Source organism: Achromobacter sp. Marseille-Q4962 (genome assembly GCF_943737005.1).
Lineage (GTDB): Bacteria > Pseudomonadota > Gammaproteobacteria > Burkholderiales > Burkholderiaceae_B > Achromobacter.
On sequence record NZ_CALSFU010000001.1, the window covers coordinates 76,204 to 93,467 of the forward strand.

The 17,264-nt window shown below is 70.1% G+C and carries 10 protein-coding genes; 7 read left to right on the forward strand and 3 right to left on the reverse strand.

Going from position 1 to position 17,264, the window contains the following annotated elements; all coding sequences use genetic code 11:
* Positions 1-113: 113 nt before the first annotated feature.
* The 3 genes from NGJ44_RS00340 (at position 114) to cheD (ending at position 2,834) form a co-directional block, all read left to right on the forward strand.
* A complete protein-coding gene (locus NGJ44_RS00340) occupies positions 114-854 on the forward strand; it encodes a cell division ATP-binding protein FtsE (RefSeq protein ID WP_251862769.1) in 741 nt (246 codons plus the stop codon).
* Positions 851-1,759, forward strand: coding sequence for a cell division protein FtsX (locus NGJ44_RS00345; protein ID WP_251862770.1), 909 nt, complete (start codon positions 851-853; stop codon positions 1,757-1,759). The genes NGJ44_RS00340 and NGJ44_RS00345 overlap by 4 nt, the downstream gene beginning before the upstream one ends.
* A 328-nt stretch (positions 1,760-2,087) precedes the next feature.
* Complete coding sequence (gene cheD / locus NGJ44_RS00350) at positions 2,088-2,834, forward strand: chemoreceptor glutamine deamidase CheD (RefSeq protein WP_053246779.1); 747 nt, start codon at positions 2,088-2,090, stop codon at positions 2,832-2,834.
* A gap of 29 nt (positions 2,835-2,863) precedes the next feature.
* Here cheD and NGJ44_RS00355 read toward each other — a convergent pair whose 3' ends face one another.
* A complete protein-coding gene (locus tag NGJ44_RS00355; protein WP_251862771.1) occupies positions 2,864-6,484 on the reverse strand; it encodes an indolepyruvate ferredoxin oxidoreductase family protein in 3,621 nt (1,206 codons plus the stop codon).
* Positions 6,485-6,756: 272 nt separating this feature from the next.
* On the opposite strand from NGJ44_RS00355, the gene mutY reads away from it, so the two are divergent.
* Complete coding sequence (gene mutY / locus NGJ44_RS00360; RefSeq protein WP_251862772.1) at positions 6,757-7,851, forward strand: A/G-specific adenine glycosylase; 1,095 nt, start codon at positions 6,757-6,759, stop codon at positions 7,849-7,851.
* Here the strand turns inward: mutY and NGJ44_RS00365 are convergent.
* Positions 7,848-8,684 (reverse strand): helix-turn-helix transcriptional regulator, encoded by an 837-nt coding sequence (locus NGJ44_RS00365; protein ID WP_251862773.1) that lies wholly within the window; start codon positions 8,682-8,684, stop codon positions 7,848-7,850. The two genes, mutY and NGJ44_RS00365, sit on opposite strands and share 4 nt — an antisense overlap.
* A 113-nt stretch (positions 8,685-8,797) precedes the next feature.
* Here NGJ44_RS00365 and NGJ44_RS00370 point away from each other — a divergent pair, with 113 nt between their 5' ends.
* On the forward strand, positions 8,798-9,568 hold the full coding sequence (locus tag NGJ44_RS00370; RefSeq protein ID WP_251862774.1) for a class I SAM-dependent methyltransferase: 771 nt from the start codon (positions 8,798-8,800) through the stop codon (positions 9,566-9,568).
* A 276-nt stretch (positions 9,569-9,844) separates the two neighbouring features.
* On the opposite strand, the gene metH is transcribed toward NGJ44_RS00370, so the two are convergent.
* Positions 9,845-13,618, reverse strand: a complete 3,774-nt coding sequence (gene metH, locus NGJ44_RS00380; protein WP_053246525.1) for a methionine synthase — start codon at positions 13,616-13,618, stop codon at positions 9,845-9,847.
* Between the two features lie 469 nt (positions 13,619-14,087).
* Here metH and NGJ44_RS00385 point away from each other — a divergent pair, with 469 nt between their 5' ends.
* Together NGJ44_RS00385 and NGJ44_RS00390 are read left to right on the forward strand one after the other, a co-directional pair.
* Positions 14,088-16,145: a TonB-dependent receptor gene (locus tag NGJ44_RS00385; RefSeq protein WP_251862775.1), complete on the forward strand. Its 2,058-nt coding sequence runs from the start codon at positions 14,088-14,090 to the stop codon at positions 16,143-16,145.
* Positions 16,146-16,218: 73 nt separating this feature from the next.
* Entirely contained in the window at positions 16,219-17,178 is a 960-nt protein-coding gene (locus NGJ44_RS00390; protein WP_251862776.1) for a cobalamin-binding protein, read from the forward strand.
* The last annotated feature ends 86 nt before the right edge of the window (positions 17,179-17,264 follow it).

Consider the following 17,264-nt stretch of genomic DNA (forward strand, 5'->3'; position numbering starts at 1 on the left):
ATATAGGGACACTGGTGGAAACGCTGCCCCGTGCCGCCCCGCAAAAAGGGACGCGTCAGGGGGCCCGCCACGGCCGCGGCGAGTTACTATTGCGGCTTCATCTGACAGCCGCCATGATCGAATTCCAGCACGTATTCAAATCGTATGGCCGCGGCCGGAACATCCTGGCCGACATCAATTTCCGCGTGAGCGCGGGAGAATTCGTTTTCGTATCGGGGCCCTCGGGCGCCGGCAAATCCACCCTGCTCAAGCTGATCGGCGGGCTGGAACCCGCCAGCCGCGGCTCCATACAGGTCAACGGCCAGCGGCTGGACAAGCTGCCGGCCCGCGCCCGCCCCTACCTGCGGCGCGCCGTGGGCGTCATCCTCCAGGACACCCACCTGCTCTTCGACCGCAGCGCCTTCGAGAACGTCATGCTGCCGCTGGCGGTGGTCGGCCAGGCCCGCGACGCGGCGGCCGCGCGCGCCCGGGCGGCGCTGGACAAGGTGGGCCTGTCGGGCAAGGAAGACCTCAACCCCATCGAACTGTCGGGCGGCGAACAGCAGCGCCTGGCGATCGCGCGGGCCATCGTGAACCGGCCCGCCATCCTCATCGCCGACGAGCCCACCGCCAATCTCGACCACGACAACGCGCAGCGCATCATGAACGTGTTCCGCGACTTCAACCGCGTGGGCGTCACCACGCTCATCGCCTCGCACGACCAGGAGCTCATGGCGAACTACGCCACGCGCACCCTGCGCATCGAACCGGGCAAGTTCTCCGACTCCCACCCCGGCGCGGCCCCGGCCGACGCCGCCGGCGTCCCCGCCGGACGCGCCGCCCCGCGCGCGCCCCACGCCGGAGACGCCGCATGAACGCCTGGCTGCGCCAACACCGCTATGCGCTCATGGTGACGATACGCCGGCTGCTCAAGCAGCCCTTCTCGTCGCTGGCCAACCTGCTCGTCATGGCCCTGGCGCTGGCCCTGCCGCTGCTGGGCACCGCCATCCTGGTGTCGGTGCAGCCGGTGGCCCGCCAGGTGTCAGTCACCCCCGAACTCACGGTTTTCATGCGGGTGGATGCCCCCGCCAGCGCCACCGCCGAAGTGGCCCGGCGCATCCAGAGCGACTACGCCGGCGACATCAAGGCGGTGCGCGTGGTGGGCCGCGACGACGCCCTGGCCGACCTGCGCGCCAATCCCGCCTGGCAGCAGGCGCTGGCCGTGCTGCCGGGCAACCCCCTGCCCGACGCGGTCGTGGTCACCCTGGCCGACGGCGACGACCTGTCCGGCCGGGCCGACAAGCTCGCCCGCGCCTGGAAACAATGGGACCAGGTCGACCTGGTGCAACTCGACAGCGCCTGGGTGCAGCGCCTGGAAGCCATCTTGCGCTTCGCCCGCATCGGCCTGGCCTTCCTGGCGGCGGCGGTGGCGGTGGTGGTGCTGGCCACGGTGTTCAACACGGTGCGCATGCAGGCCATGCTCCAGCGCGAGGAAATCGCGGTGGCGCGGCTGGTGGGCGCCACCGAGTCCTTCGTGCGCCGGCCCTTTCTCTACCTGGGCGGCCTGTCCGGCGCCCTGGCCTCGCTGCTGGGCATCGGCCTGGCGGCGATCTGCCTCGCGCCCCTGAACGACGCCCTGCTCGGCCTGGCCCGCAGCTACGGCGCCGAGTTCGCCCTGCACCTGCCCTCGCCCGCAATCCTGGCGCTGGCCGTGCTCGCCTCGGCGGCGCTCGGCGCGCTGTCCGCGCGCTGGTCGGTCACGCGCAACACGCGGTTCTAGGAAACCGCCCGCCGGCGCCGCCCCTTGCCCGCAGGGGCGCGTCGGCCAAACCGCCTGACTGGCCCCGCTTCCTCCCCGTGATCGGGAAAAAGAAACCGCGCAGGTGCGGCTAGGATGACCAGGCCATGCGCGGCCCCCGGCCGCGCCCGTTTCCGCTCCGGAGATGAGGGAAATCAGGGACACACATCGCCGTTACATAGCCGTTCTTGTGTCTGGCCCAGGATATGTAAGAATAAAGCGATAATTTTCTACATATTTTGAAACTTTTCTTCTTGCAGGCCGTGCCTTTTCGTGTCCAAACCGCTGTTCTCATCCTTCCTCCCGAGCCATGGTTTCCCGTCTTGATGCCCGCGCAACGCGCCATTACTTCGACAGCGCGTTCCAGTGCCAGGCGGTGAAAGTGCTGCCCAACGAGTTCTACGTCACCGACGAAGACATCATGATCTCGACGGTGCTGGGCTCTTGCGTGGCCGCCTGTGTCCATGACCCGGTCAACGGCGTGGGCGGCATGAATCACTTCATGTTGCCGGAAGGCGACATGCAATCGCCGGCGTCGGCCACCATGCGCTACGGGGCTTTCGCCATGGAAGTGCTCATCAACGAGCTGCTCAAGGCCGGCGCCGTGCGCGACCGCCTCGAAGCCAAGGTGTTCGGCGGCGGCGCGGTGCTCAGCGCCATGCAACAGATGAACATCGGCGAGCGCAATGCCCAGTTCGTGCTGAGCTACCTCAAGACGGAAGGCATCCCGGTGCGCGCGCAGGATCTCGGCGACGTGCATGCGCGCCGCATCAATTATTTCCCGCGCACCGGCCGCGTCATGGTGCGCAAGATGGCGCCGCACCACCAGCGCGCCGAAGAAATCATCGCCAAGCGCGAAGTGGCCGCGGCGCAGAGCGTGCAGGCCAAGACCCAGAGCCCGCCCCGCGTGGAGCGCTTCACGCGTCCGGGCGTGGAGCGCTTCGACCGCCCGGGCGTGGAACGCCTTGCCCCGGGGCGGCAGCCGGCGCCGCGCCCCGGCGTCGAGCGTTTCGACACCGGCCTCACCCGCCGCAAGACCGAGGCCGCCAGCAGCTAGGGCCGCGCCTCCTTATCTACCTTATCCATTTATGCCGCGCGGATGCCGCCCAGCTTCACCACCGTGGCGCTGAAGCCTTCCAGCAGCTTTTCGCGGCGCCGGGCCGCGCGCGCCATGGCGGCTTCCTTCACGGGACCGTAGCCGCGGATTTCCTCGGGCAGGCTGGCCAGCTCGACGGCGCGGTCCAGGTTGCCGCGGTTGAGCTTGCCCAGGATCGCCGCCATGGTTTCGCCGTACTCCCGCATGAGCGCGCGCTCGGCCTTGCGCTCGGCGGCGTAGCCGAAGGGGTCGAATCGCGTGCCGCGCAGAAAGCGCAGGCGCGCCAGCATGCGGAACACGCGCAGCATCCCGTGCCCGTAGGCATGCTTCCGGGGCCGGCCGTCGGGCCCCGGCCGCGCCAGCAGCGGCGGCGCCAGGTAGAAGCGCAGCTTCCAGTCCCCCTCGAACTGTTCGTTGACGCGGGCAAGGAATTCGCCGTCGCTGTAGAGCCTGGCCACCTCGTATTCGTCCTTGTAGGCCATGAGCTTGAAGTAATTACGCGCCACCGCGATCGCCAGCCGGTCGGTGCCGGTGGCCTCCCGCTCGGCGGCGGCCACCTTGCGCACCAGGGCCTCGTACTTCGCGGCATAGGCCGCGTTCTGGTATTGGGTCAGGTACGCCTTGCGCACGGCGACCAGCCGCTCCAGCTCGGCGGGCGGCTTCTTCAGTTCCAGCACCGGCTTGTGCGCGCGCGGACGGCTGATCTCGACGACCCCGTCGGGCAGCCCGGAAGCCGGCTCGTCGCGGTCCAGCTCGCGCAGCAGGCCGGCCAGGTCGTGCGCCGCGCGGCGGCCCCAGCCGAATGCCGCGAGGTTGCGCTCGACCTGCTGGCCGTTGAGCTCGATGGCGCGGCGCAGCGCCTGCGCGGACAGCGGCAGCCAGCCCTTCTGCCAGGCATAGCCCAGCATCAGCGGATTGGCGTAAATGGCGTCTCCCAGCAGACGCAGCGCCAGGCCCGAGGCGTCCACCAGCGCCAGGCGGTCCGGGCCGCAGGCCGCCCGCAGGTCGGCCAACAGGTCCGAGCCGGGCAGCGCCCAGTCCGGGTCGTGCACGAAGGCCGCCGTGGGCAGGGTTTCGCTGTTGAGCAGACCGTGCGTGCGGCCCGGCGCCAGGCGCGCGATCGCATCCGGCCCCGCCGCCACGACGAGATCGCCCGCCAGCAGCAGGTCGGCCTCGCCCATGGCCACGCGCGTATTGAGCAGGGCGCCCGGATCCGCCGCCAGCAGCACGTGCGAGTAGACCGCGCCGCCCTTCTGCGCCAGGCCCGCCATGTCCAGCACCGACGCGCCCTTGCCCTCCAGGTGGGCCGCCATTCCGACGAGCTGGCCGATGGTGACCACGCCCGTGCCGCCCACGCCCGCCACGAACACGCCGTACGGGCGGTCCAGGCCCGGCCGCGACGCCGGCCCGGGCAGACCCTCGTCGGGCGCCGTCTCGCCGCCGCGCATGGCCCGGGGCGGCTTCAGCCGCCCGCCTTCCACCGTCACGAAACTGGGGCAGAAGCCCTTCAGACAGGAAAAGTCCTTGTTGCAGCTCGACTGATTGATGCGGCGCTTGCGGCCGAATTCCGTCTCCAGCGGCTCCACCGAGAGACAGTTCGACTGCTCCGAACAATCGCCGCAGCCCTCGCAGACCCGCTCGTTGATAAGCACCCGGCGCGCCGGGTCGGGATAGGCGTTGCGCTTGCGGCGGCGCCGCTTCTCGGTGGCGCAGGTCTGGTCGTAGATCAGCACCGACACGCCCGGGTATTCGCGCAGCTCGCGCATCACGGCGTCCAGCTCGTCGCGGTGCCTCACGGGCACACCCGGCGCCATGCCCGCCATGCCGCGGTACTTGCCGGGATCGTCCGTCGCCACCACGATTTTCTCTATGCCCTCGGCCGCCATCTGGCGGCTGATCATGGGCACCGACAGCGGCCCGTCCACCGGCTGCCCGCCGGTCATGGCCACGGCGTCGTTGAACAGGATCTTGTAGGTGATGGGCACGCGCGCCGCCACCGCCGCGCGGATGGCGAGCAGGCCCGAGTGGAAATACGTGCCGTCGCCCAGGTTGGCGAATACGTGCTTTTCCTCGGTAAACGGCGCCTGGCCGATCCAGGGCACGCCCTCGCCGCCCATCTGGGTGCAGACCTGGGTGTTGCGGCCCATCCACGTGACCATGTAGTGGCAGCCGATGCCCGCCATGCCGCGCGAGCCATCCGGCACCCGGGTCGAGGTATTGTGCGGACAGCCCGAACAGAACCACGGCTTGCGCTCGGCCGTCACCCTCGGCCGCGCCAGCGCCGCCTCGCGCCCGGCGATCTCCGCCAGCCGCGCCTCGATGCCCGCGCGCACGTCCTGCGGCAGCGCCATGCGCAGCAGCCGGGCCCCCACGGCCTTGGCCACCATGGCCGGCGAGAACTCGTAGTGCGCCGGCAGCAGCCAGTTGCCCTGGGGCACCGACCACTCGCCGCCGTCCTTGTCGTCGAACTTGCCCACCACGCGCGGAATCTTGCGCCCGCTGCCGATCCAGCCGAACAGCTCCTCCTTGAGCTGGTACTCCAGGATCTGCCGCTTTTCCTCCACCACCAGGATCTCGTCCAGGCCCTCGGCGAAACGCTGCACGCCCGTGGCCTCCAGCGGCCAGACCATGCCCACCTTGAAAACCCGCAGGCCGATGCGCCGGCACACGTCTTCGGTCAGGCCCAGGTCGGCCAGCGCCTGCATGGTGTCCAGGTGCGCCTTGCCCGAGGTCATGATGCCGTAACGGGCCGTGCCGGCCGGCACCGTCCACAGTTCCCGGTTCAGGCCGTTGGCGCGCGCATAGGCCAGGGCTGCGTATAGCTTGTGGTCCAGCAGCCGCGCCTCCTGCTGCAGGGGCGTGTCCGGCACGCGGATGTTGAGGCCGCCGGGCGGCATGTCGAAATCCTCCGGCAGCGCGATCCGCACGCGCTCGGGGTCGACCTCCACCGGCGCCGAAGCCTCCACGATGTCGGTAATGCACTTCAGGCCGACCCACACCCCCGCGTAGCGGCTCATCGCCCAGCCGTGGATGCCGTAGTCCAGCACCTCCTGCACGCTGGCCGGAAACAGCACCGGAATCATGCAGGCCTTGAGTATGTGGTCGCTCTGGTGAGGCAGCGTGGAAGACTTGGCCGGGTGGTCGTCGCCGGCCACCGCCAGCACGCCGCCATGGCGCGAAGTGCCCGCCGCGTTGGCATGCTTGAAGACGTCGCCGCAGCGGTCCACGCCCGGCCCCTTGCCGTACCACATGCCGAACACGCCGTCGTATTTCGCGCCCGGAAACAGATTGACCTGCTGCGAGCCCCACACCGCCGTGGCCGCCAGGTCTTCGTTGACGCCCGGCCGGAACTCGACGTGGTGCGCCTTGAGATGGGCGGACGCCTTCCACATGTTCTGGTCCAGCCCGCCCAGCGGCGACCCCCGGTAGCCCGACACGAAGCCGGCGGTGTTCAAGCCCGCGCGCCGGTCGCGCATGCGCTGCATCATGGGCAGGCGCACCAGCGCATGGATGCCGCTCATCCAGGCGCGGCCGGATTCCAGGGTGTATTTGTCATCGAGCTGGACGGATTCGAGCGCCGCCCGCACCGCGGGCGAGAGGGGAGCATTCATGTCGCCTCCGAGGATCGTCTATCCCCGCCGCCGCCGCCCTGCATGCCCGCCGGACTCCCTTCGTGCCGCGCACGCCGGTATGAGCCCTTGGAGCGGCCCGGCGGCGGCTGTCAGCCCGCGGCGGCGCGTGAGCCGCGCGTCGCGCAGACAGGCGCCAGGCCGGACGATGCAAGCTGACGATGTGACGGGGCCGTGCAGTCCAGGCGCGGATGCGCTTGTGGTCCGTCCGTTGTAACCGCTACCCCGCCGCCCGGCAATAGTGCGGTGCGATAATGCCGGCCATGGACTTCGCCTCTCGCATCGCCGCCTGGCAGCGCCGGCATGGCCGCCATGGCCTGCCCTGGCAGCGCAGCCGCGACCCCTACCGGGTCTGGCTCTCGGAAATCATGCTCCAGCAGACGCAGGTGGCCACCGTCATTCCCTATTACGAGCGATTCCTCGAGCGCTTTCCCGACGTGCAGGCGCTGGCCGCCGCCGCCCAGGAAGACGTCATGCCCTACTGGGCGGGCCTGGGCTACTACGCCCGGGCGCGCAACCTGCACCGCTGCGCCCAGGAAGTCGCGCGCGACTGGAACGGCCGGTTTCCGCCCAGCGCCGAACAGATCGCCACCCTGCCCGGCATCGGCCGCTCCACCGCCGCCGCCATCGCCGCCTTCAGCTACGGCGAGCGCTCGCCCATCATGGACGGCAACGTCAAGCGCGTCTTCACCCGCCATTTCGGCATCGAGGGCGATCCCTCGCGGCGCGAGGTGGAACAGCGGCTCTGGGCGCTGGCCGAGGCCCAGGTCGAGGCCGCGCCCGGCCTGGACATGGCCGCCTACACGCAAGGGCTGATGGACCTGGGCGCCACCGTCTGCACCCGCGGCAAGCCCGCCTGCGGGGCCTGTCCGGTGGCGGCCACCTGCGTGGCGCGCCGCGATGGCCGCCAGGCCGAACTGCCTGCGCCCAAGGCGCGCAAGGCCATTCCCGAACGCCAGACCGCCATGCTGGTGCTGCAGCACGGCGGCGCCGTGCTGCTCCAGCAGCGCCCGTCGCCCGGCATCTGGGGCGGGCTGTGGAGCCTGCCGGAGTTCGATCCCGGGCAAGACCCCGGCGACGCCTCCCGCGCGCTCGGACTGGAGCCCGAAGGCCGCCACGAACTGGCCGCCTTCGCCCATACCTTCACCCACTACCGCCTGCACGTGCGGCCCTGGTACGTGCCCGTGCGCGCCGCCGGCCTGCGCGACGCCGGCCCGCCGCAGCGCTGGGTGCCTGCCGCCGAACTGCCGCGGGTGGCGCTGCCGGCGCCGGTGAAGAAGCTGTTGCTGGGCCTGATGGAAGCCGCCGCGCAAGGCAGCCTGCTGGAAGGCCCGCCCGGAATCGGTTAGCCGCCCTGCCCGCCCTGAGCCGCGCCGCTCAGCAACATCACCAGCTTCAGATCCGGATGCGTGGCGAGGCGGAAGGTGATCTGCTGGTAGGCCAGGCGGCCCTTGGCGGGATGCTGGAATTCGCGCACGCCGCCTTCGCGTTCGACCACGGCATGGCGCGTCCACCAGTGCGCGAAGACAGGGCTTTGGCGGTTGAGGCCGTCGATGAGGGCAAGCACGGCGGGTTCGTCGAGGTGGGCGCCGGCGTCGGCGCGGAACTCGGCCACCACGCGGCGGGCGCGCTGGTCCCAGTCCACCACCAGGTCGCGGGCGGCGGGGTCCAGGAAGATGTAACGCAGCAGGTTGGGCTCGGGGTCGCGGCGCGGCCAGTCGTCGAACAGCTCGCGCAGCGGCTCGTTATAGGCCAGCACGTTCCAGGCGCGGTCGAGCACGTAGGCGGGCGCCTGGATGGCGTCCACACAGGCCTGCAGCGTCCCGGGCACGCCGTTCGCGTCGCCGCGGTCGTGCTGGGGGTCGGCGCAGTCGGCCAGATCGAAGAGATAGGCGCGTTCGGCGCGGGCGAGCTGCAGCACGCCCGCGATGCGCGACCATACCGAAGGCGAGACGGACACTTCCCGGCCCTGCTCGATCCAGGTGTACCAAGTGACGCTGATGCCGCAAAGCTGGGCGACTTCTTCGCGGCGCAGGCCGGGCGTGCGCCGCCGCAGGCCCTCGGGCAGGCCGGCCATCTGCGGCGTAATGCGCGCGCGCGCACTGCGCACGAATTCGCCGAGCGCCTGGCGGCGCAGGCGCGATCCTTCCTGGCCCGCGGCCGCTTGAGGGGAAGTATTCATACCAGGATGAACAATGGTCTTGTACGTGTATGGGAGGCCGCCTATCTTAGCGCCATGCGCCTGCGAGCAGGCGCGGTTTCCCATGCGCACCTGCCTTCGAGGACTCCCCCATCATGCTGAACCACACCCATGACGACGCCGTGCAACGCCAGTTCAGTCCGCAGGCGCGGGCCTACCTGGCCAGCGCGGTGCATGCGCAAGGCGAAGACCTGCGCCAGATAGCGGACATCGCCCGCGCGCATCCCGGGGCGCGGGTGCTGGACCTGGGCTGCGGCGGCGGCCACGTCAGCTTCCACGTGGCGCCGCACGCGGGCCAGGTCGTGGCCTACGATCTGTCGCAGCAGATGCTGGACGTGGTGGCGGCCGAGGCGGCCCGGCGCGGCCTGTCCAATCTTGCCACCTGTCGCGGCAAGGCCGAGACGCTGCCGTTCGCCGACGGCGAATTCGACCTGGTGATGTCGCGCTACTCCACCCACCACTGGGAAGACCCCGGCCGCGCGCTGCGCGAGGCCCGGCGCGTGCTCAAGCCGGGCGGCACGGCAGTGTTCGCCGACGTGGTGTCGCCGGGCGAGGCGCTGCTGGACACCTGGCTGCAGACCATCGAAGTGCTGCGCGACCCCTCGCATGTGCGCGACTATTCGGTGTCGGAATGGACCCGCATGCTGGCCGAGGCGGGCTTCGTGGTTCAGGGCGTGACGGCGCGCCGCCTGCCGCTGGAATTCGGCGCGTGGGTGCAACGCATGCGCACGCCGGACGCGCTGGTGGCGGCGCTGCGGCACATGTTCGGCATCGCGCCCGACGTGGTGCGCGCGCATTTCGACGTGCAGGGCGACGGCTCCTTCACCAGCGACAACGCGGTCATCGTGGCGAAGAAGCCGGGCTGATCCATCCCGACAGCCGCCTCGCGTATCGCCGGCGGACCTGACCGCCACGCAGGCCGCCGCCCTGGTCCGCCAGGGCGGCCTCAGCAGCGTCGCGCTGACGCAGGCATGCCTGGACCGCATCGCCGCCCGCGGGGAGCTCAACGCCTTCATCACCGTCGACCGGGACGGCGCGCTTGTCCAGGCCGCGGCCCCGCGCGCCAGGGCCGGCGCACCCCGGCGCGCCCGCAAATGCAAAGCCGGCCCGCAGGCCGGCTTTGCGCGGGGGGGGGGCCCCGATCATCCCAGGTTGGGCGCCAGCGTGCGGCGCAGATCCTCGATGCTGCGGCCGCTGCGCGCCGCGTAGTCGGCGAGCTGGTCTTCGCCGATGATGCCCACATTGAAGTACTGCGACTGCGGGTGGCTGAAGTAGAAGCCCGACACGCTGGAAGCGGGGTACATGGCGTAGCTGTCGGTGAGCATCATGCCGATCTCGCCGGCGTCCAGCACGCGGAACATATCGGTCTTGACCACGTGTTCCGGGCAGGCGGGGTAGCCGGGCGCGGGCCGGATGCCCGCGTATTTCTCGGCGATCATCTCCTCGTTGGACAGGCGCTCGTCGGGCGCGTAGCCCCAGAGATCCTGGCGCACGCGGGCGTGCAGGCATTCCGCGAAGCCTTCGGCCAGCCGGTCGGCGAGCGACTTGAGCATGATGCTGGAGTAGTCGTCCAGCGCCGCTTCGAATTCGGCCTCTTTCTTTTCGATGCCCAGGCCGGCCGTGACGGCGAACATGCCGATGTAGTCCAGCTTGCCGCTGGATTTCGGCGCGATGTAGTCGGCCAGGCATTTGTTGCTCACGCCCTCGCGCTTGGCGCCCTGCTGGCGCAGGTTGCGGTAGGTGAAGAGCACCTCGCTGCGGGTTTCGTCCTTGTAGACCTCGATATCCTCGTCGTTGACGGCATTGGCGGGATAGAAGCCGATCACGCCGCTGGCGGTGAGCCAGCGGCCCTCGATGATGCGCTTCATCATGGCCTGGCCGTCGGCGTAGACCTTGCGCGCCTGCTCGCCGACGACCTTGTCGTCGAGAATCGCGGGGAACGGCCCGAACAGGCTCCAGGTCTGGAAGAACGGGCCCCAGTCCACGTAGCGCGCGATTTCGGCCAGGTCGTAGCTCTTGAAGGTGCGGCGGCCGATGAATTTGGGGCGCGGCGGCGTGTAGGCGTCCCAGTCGATGACGGGGCGCGAGGCGCGCGCCTCGGCCAGCGGCAGGATGGGCGCGGCCTTGCGGTTGGCGTGGCGGCGGCGCACGTCTTCGTATTCCTCGGCCAGTTCCTTGAGATAGGCTTCGCTCTGGTCGGACATGAGGCTGGTGGCCACGCCCACCGAGCGGCTGGCGTCCGGCACGTAAATGACCGGCCCTTCGTAGTTGGGCGCGATCTTCACGGCGGTGTGCACGCGGCTGGTGGTGGCGCCGCCGATCATGAGCGGAATCCGGCGGCTGCGGAAGTACTCGTCGCGCTGCATTTCCGAGGCCACGTACGCCATCTCCTCGAGGCTGGGCGTGATGAGGCCGGACAGACCGACGATGTCGGCGTTCTCTTCCTTGGCCTTTTCGAGGATCTGCGCGCAGGGCACCATGACGCCCATGTTCACCACCTCGAAGTTGTTGCATTGCAGGACCACCGACACGATGTTCTTGCCGATGTCGTGCACGTCGCCCTTGACGGTGGCGATGACGATCTTGCCCTTGGCGCGCACGTCGCCGCCCGCGGCCGCGATCTGGCGCTTTTCTTCCTCGATGAAGGGAATGAGGTGGGCCACGGCCTGCTTCATGACGCGCGCCGACTTCACCACCTGCGGCAGGAACATCTTGCCCGCGCCGAACAGGTCGCCCACCACGTTCATGCCGTCCATCAGCGGGCCCTCGATCACTTCGATGGGGCGTCCGCCGCGCGCGGCGATCTTCTGGCGCACTTCCTCGGTATCTTCGACGATATACGCGGTGATGCCGTGCACCAGCGCGTGCGAGAGCCGCTCTTCGACACAGGCCGCGCGCCAGGACAGGTCTTCTTCCTTCTTGGCGCCCGAGCCCTTGATGGTTTCGGCGAACTGCACCAGGCGCTCGGTGGGCGTGCGCTCGTCGGCGGGGTCGGTCTTGCCCACGGGCTCGGGGCGGTCGAGGATGACGTCCTCGACCAGGTCGCGCAGATGCGGGTCCAGGTCGGCGTAGACGCCGAGCTGGCCGGCATTGACGATGCCCATCGTCATGCCTTCCTTGATGGCGTAGTACAGGAAGACCGTGTGGATGGCCTCGCGCATGGGCTCGTTGCCGCGGAACGAGAAGCTCACGTTGGACACGCCGCCCGAGATGCGGGCGTGGGGCAGGTTCTCGCGGATCCAGCGCGTGCCCTCGATGAAGTCCATCGCGTAGTGGTTGTGCTCGTCGATGCCGGTGGCCACGGCGAACACGTTGGGGTCGAAGATGATGTCTTCGGGCGGGAAGCCCTCTTCTTCGACCAGGATGCGGTAAGCCCGGCCGCAGATCTGCTTGCGGCGCTCCAGCGTGTCGGCCTGCCCTTCCTCGTCGAAGGCCATGACCACCACGGCGGCGCCGTAGCGGCGGCACAGGCGGGCATGGCGGCGGAACGGCTCCTCGCCCTCCTTCATGGAGATGGAGTTCACCACGGCCTTGCCCTGCACGCATTTCAGGCCGGTTTCGATGACTTCCCACTTGGAGCTGTCGATCATGATCGGCACCCGGGCGATGTCGGGCTCGGAGGCGATCAGGTTGAGGAAGCGGTGCATGCAGGCCACCGAATCCAGCATGGCCTCGTCCATGTTGATGTCGATGATCTGCGCGCCGTTCTCCACCTGCTGGCGCGCCACGGCCAGCGCCTCGTCGTACTTCTCCTCGCGGATCAGGCGGGCGAACATCTTGCTGCCGGTGACGTTGGTGCGCTCGCCCACGTTCACGAAGAGCGTTTCCTCGTCGATGTTGAGCGGCTCCAGGCCCGACAGCCGGGTCTTCACCGGAATCTCGGGCACGGCGCGCGGCGGCAGCTCGCGCACTTTTTCGGCGATGGCGCGGATGTGGTCCGGCGTGGTGCCGCAACAGCCGCCCGACATGTTGACCAGCCCCGCGCGGGCGAACTCCTCCAGCAGCGCCGAGGTGTCGGCCGGGGTTTCGTCGAAGCCGGTTTCGGCCATGGGGTTGGGCAGGCCGGCGTTGGGATAGACGCAGACGTAGGTGTCGCAGATCTTGGCCAGCTCGGCGATGTAGGGGCGCATGAGCGCCGCGCCCAGCGCGCAGTTCAGGCCGATGGTGACGGGCCGCGCGTGACGCACCGAATTCCAGAACGCCTCGACCGTCTGGCCCGACAGGATGCGGCCGGAAGCGTCGGTGACGGTGCCGGAGATCATCACCGGCAGCCGGATGCCGCGTTCCTCGAACACCAGCTCGGTGGCGAAGATGGCCGCCTTGGCGTTGAGGGTGTCGAAGATGGTTTCGATGAGGACGATGTCGATGCCGCCATCGAGCAGGCCGTTGAGCTGCTCGACGTAGGCGTCGCGCAGCTCGTCGAAGGTGACGTTGCGCGCGCCAGGATCGTTCACGTCCGGCGAGATGGAGGCGGTCTTGGGCTGGGGCCCGAGCGCGCCGGCCACGAAGCGCGGCTTGTCGGGCGTGCTGTAGGCGTCACAGGCGGCGCGGGCGAGCCTGGCCGACTCCAGGTTCATTTCGTAGGCCAGCTCCGGCAGGTCGTAGTCGCCCTGCGCGATGAAGGTCGCGCCGAACGTGTTGGTTTCGATAACGTCGGCGCCCGCCTCCAGGTACTGGCGGTGGATCTCGGAGATGACGTCCGGCCGCACCAGCGAAAGCAGTTCGTTGTCGCCCTTGAGATCCTTGCCGTGGCCGGCGAAGCGCTCGCCGCGGAAATCCGCCTCTCCCAGCTTGTAGCGCTGGATCATGGTGCCCATGGCGCCGTCCAGGATGAGGATGCGCTCTCCCAGCAGGCGGGCGAATTCGCCGCCGCGGGTATAGGCTTCGGGCGGATAGGGCAAGCGGGGATAGGACACGGTCGGAGCGGACAGGAAATGGATGGATGGAAAAGCCGGGGCCGCCGCGCGCCGGCGGGGCGGACGGCGGCCGTCTGTGGCGAAAAAGGGAATTCCGCCTCAAAAAGCAAGCCCTGATCGTAACAAAACGGGCCGCCCCCCGCCTGCCAGTGTTACAGTTCTCGCCCCGAACAGGTGCTTTCGGCGCAACCCGCCATGCAGGCAAGACCCGCATGGCCGCGCGCGAAAGGTAAACGGGAAACAGGAAGGCCCGCCCCCGGCCGCGCCGTCCGCCCACGAGGCGCGACGCCCGCGCCGCGGCCCGCCCAGCCTGTGCTGCCCCCGCAACGGTCCCCATGCGCGCCGCCCGGCGCCATGGCAGCCCGATACCGGCCCGTTCGATCGCCAGGATGACCGTCGCGGCCCGCCCGCGCGCATCCTCCCATCGTGTCTGGCCTGCGGGGTCGCGGGCCGCCTCGAGGTCATGTAGATGAAAACCCGCACCTTCCGGCGCCGCGCAGGCGCTCTTGCAGGCGCTCTCGCCTGCGCCGCTCCGGCGCTCTCCGCCGCCCAGCAGTCCGCCCCCGAGCCCCCCGAGCTGTCTCCCGTCACCGTCACCGCCGCGCGCGTGCCCGCCGACGGCCGCACCTTGCCGGTGTCGATCTCGGTCATCACCGCCCGGGACATCGCCGCCAGCAGCGCGCGCACCATGCAGGACCTGCTGTCCACCCAGGCCGGCATCCACCTCATCAATACGAGCAGCTCCAGCGACAACGCCATCGTGGACCTGCGCGGCTTTGGCATCACGGGCGCGAGCAACACCCTCGTCCTCGTCGACGGCGTGAAGCAGAACACCAACGACCTGTCCGCGCCCAGCCTGGGCGTGGTGCCGCTGGACCAGGTGGACCGCATCGAGATCGTGCGGGGCAGCGGCTCGGTGCAGTACGGCGGCGGCGCCACCGGCGGCGTGATCAACATCATCACGCGCAAGGATTTCTCCAAGGAGCCGGCGCGCGCGCGCGCCACCGCCACCTTCGGCAGCTACGGGCTGCGCCAGTACGATGCCGCGGCCGCTTTCAACAACGAGAAAGTAGGCGTGGACGCCTACATGCAATCGCTGCATACCGACAATTACCGCGACCACAGCGGCGAGCGCCGCGAGGGCGGCGGCGGGGGCATCACGCTGCGCCACGACGGCGGCTCCATCCGCCTCTACGGCCGCACCACCACGCAGAAGCTGGAGCTGCCCGGCCCGCGCCTGGTCGATCCGTACACGGGCGCGAACGAGTTCGAGGACGACCCGCGGGGCGCCAAGAACGACATCGACTACATCAAGACCACCACCACGGCCTTCGGCCTGCAGGTGGAGCAGGAGATCGGCCCCGGCACGCTGTATGCCGACGCCTCCACCCGCACCAAGAAGCTGAGCGGCCTGTCCTACGACGGCTACGGCGACACGCTGCGCGACCAGAAGCTGGAAGAATCCGTCGCCAGCCTGCGCTACCGCCTGCCCATCCAGGGCGGCCACAGCGTGGTGGTGGGCGCGGACGGCCAGCGTGCCAAGACCACCGCCGCACAAAACGCCTATTACGATTTCGAGCCCACGCAATGGCGGTCGCGCCAGCGGCAGCACGGCCTGTTCGCCGAAGGCCAGGCGCGCGCCACCGACAGCACCTACGTGACCCTGGGCGTGCGCCGCCAATACGCCTCCGACGACCTGGACGTCGTCTCCGGCTCGGGCACCGAGTCCGACAAGGGCCGCCATCTCACCGCCTGGCAGTTGGGCGTGCGCCAGGACCTGGCCGGCGGCTTCGGCCTGTACGGCAAGATCGGCCGCAGCTTCCGCCTGCCCAACGCCGACGAAATGCTCTCGGTGCAACAGCCGCTGGCGCCGCAGACCTCCACCGACAAGGAGCTGGGCGTGACCTGGCGCTCGCCCGGCACCAGCGTGCGCCTGTCGTGGTTCCGCTACGACCTGACCAACGAGATCCAGTACAACCCGCTGGCCGACGGCATGTGGGGCCCGGGCACGGGCGCCAACGTCAACCTGGATCCGACCCGCCGCCAGGGCGTGGAACTGGAAGCCCGCCATGCCATCGCGCCCGGCCTGACGCTGGATGGCAACCTCACCTGGATGCAGGCCGAGTTCCGTTCCGGCGCCTACCACGGCGTGGACCTGGCGGGCAAGACCGTGCCGCTGGTGCCCAAGTGGCTGGCCAACGCCGGCGTGACGTGGCGGCCCACCGATGCGCTGCTGTGGAACGTAAGCGCGCAGTACGTGGGCAAGTCGCGCATGGACAACGACCAGGCCAACCAGTTCGGCAAGCAGCTCGACGCCTACGTGCTCTTCAATACGAAGGTGGCGTACACGTTCACCCGCAACATCGAAGGCGCGCTGGGCGTGAACAACATCTTCGACCGCCGTTATGCGAGCTACGGCGTGCGCGGCGCGAACGCGGCCTTCGAGTACCTGGGCTCCACGGCGCGCTACAACCTGTACCCGGCGCCGGGCCGCAACTTCTACGCCGCGCTCACGGTGCGGTACTGAGGAGGCGACGTGCGGCGGCGTTCTTCCGGCCATCCGATATAGTCGGCGCTCCGCCCGCCGCACCGCCATGCCCATGTTCCTTTCCCCCGCCCGCTTCGCCGCCGCGCTCACGCTGACGGCCTCGGCCGCGACCGCCGCCGCGCCCATCCAGGCGCGCGACGACCTGGGCCGCGTGGTAACGCTGGCCGCGCCAGCCCGGCGCGCCGTGACGCTGACGCCGCACGCCACCGAACTGGCGTATGCCGCGGGCGCGGGCCGGTACATCGCGGCCACGGTGCTGGGCAGCGACTACCCGCCCGCCGCGCGCGCCCTGCCCGTGGTGGGCGACGGCACGCGGCCCGACCCGGAACGCCTCGCGGCGGCGCGCCCCGACCTGCTGATCGCCTGGCAACCGGCTGCGGCCGGCTCAGGCGCGGCCGGCTCAGGCGTGGCCGGCTCAGGCGCGGCCGGCTCAGGCGCGTCGGATGCGGCGCTGCGCTTCATGGAACGCCTGGGCGTGCCGGTGTACTACAGCGACCCGCGCACCCTGGCCGCGATTCCCGACGCCGTGGAGCGCCTGGGCGTGCTGTTCGGCACCGAGCCGCAGGCGCGGGAAGCCGCCCGGGCGCTGCGCGGGCGCCTGGCCGCGCTGTCGGCGCGCTACGCCGGCAGGCGGCCCGTGCGGGTGTTCCTGCAGGCGGGGCTCGAACCTGTTTTCACCCTCAGCGACGCCAGCATCGTGGGCGACGCGCTGCGGCTGTGCGGCGGGGTGAACGTGTTCGCCCGGATGCCCGCGCTGGCGCCGCGGGTCGGGCTGGAAAGCGTGCTGGCCGCCCGGCCCGAGGCGGTGATCGCGGGCGTGATGTCGCCGTCGGACGCGGCGCGCGACCTGCGCGTGTGGCAGGCGCGCGGCCTGCCCGCCGCCCGCGCCGGCCATGTGTATGGCGTGGACGCCGACGCGCTCTACCGGCCCGGCCCCCGGCTGGTGGACGCCGCCGAAACCATCTGCGCGGCGCTGGACCGGGTGCGCGCCGGCGACGCGAAAGCCGAATAGTGGAACGCTGCCCTGCCGCGGCGGCGCGTGTCGGCGGCCCGGTGCTATATCATTCACGCAGACAAAGCCTTCTTTCCGCGGGCCGC

What these genes read in the sequence shown, in the direction of transcription:
- NGJ44_RS00390 (WP_251862776.1), top strand. Translation starts at nt 16,219, where the DNA reads ATGTTCCTTTCCCCCGCCCGCTTCGCCGCCGCGCTCACGCTGACGGCC.
- NGJ44_RS00370 (WP_251862774.1), top strand. Translation starts at nt 8,798, where the DNA reads ATGCTGAACCACACCCATGACGACGCCGTGCAACGCCAGTTCAGTCCG.
- mutY (WP_251862772.1), top strand. Translation starts at nt 6,757, where the DNA reads ATGCCGGCCATGGACTTCGCCTCTCGCATCGCCGCCTGGCAGCGCCGG.
- NGJ44_RS00345 (WP_251862770.1), top strand. Translation starts at nt 851, where the DNA reads ATGAACGCCTGGCTGCGCCAACACCGCTATGCGCTCATGGTGACGATA.
- NGJ44_RS00355 (WP_251862771.1), bottom strand. Translation starts at nt 6,484, where the DNA reads ATGAATGCTCCCCTCTCGCCCGCGGTGCGGGCGGCGCTCGAATCCGTC.
- NGJ44_RS00385 (WP_251862775.1), top strand. Translation starts at nt 14,088, where the DNA reads ATGAAAACCCGCACCTTCCGGCGCCGCGCAGGCGCTCTTGCAGGCGCT.
- NGJ44_RS00340 (WP_251862769.1), top strand. Translation starts at nt 114, where the DNA reads ATGATCGAATTCCAGCACGTATTCAAATCGTATGGCCGCGGCCGGAAC.
- NGJ44_RS00365 (WP_251862773.1), bottom strand. Translation starts at nt 8,684, where the DNA reads ATGAATACTTCCCCTCAAGCGGCCGCGGGCCAGGAAGGATCGCGCCTG.
- cheD (WP_053246779.1), top strand. Translation starts at nt 2,088, where the DNA reads ATGGTTTCCCGTCTTGATGCCCGCGCAACGCGCCATTACTTCGACAGC.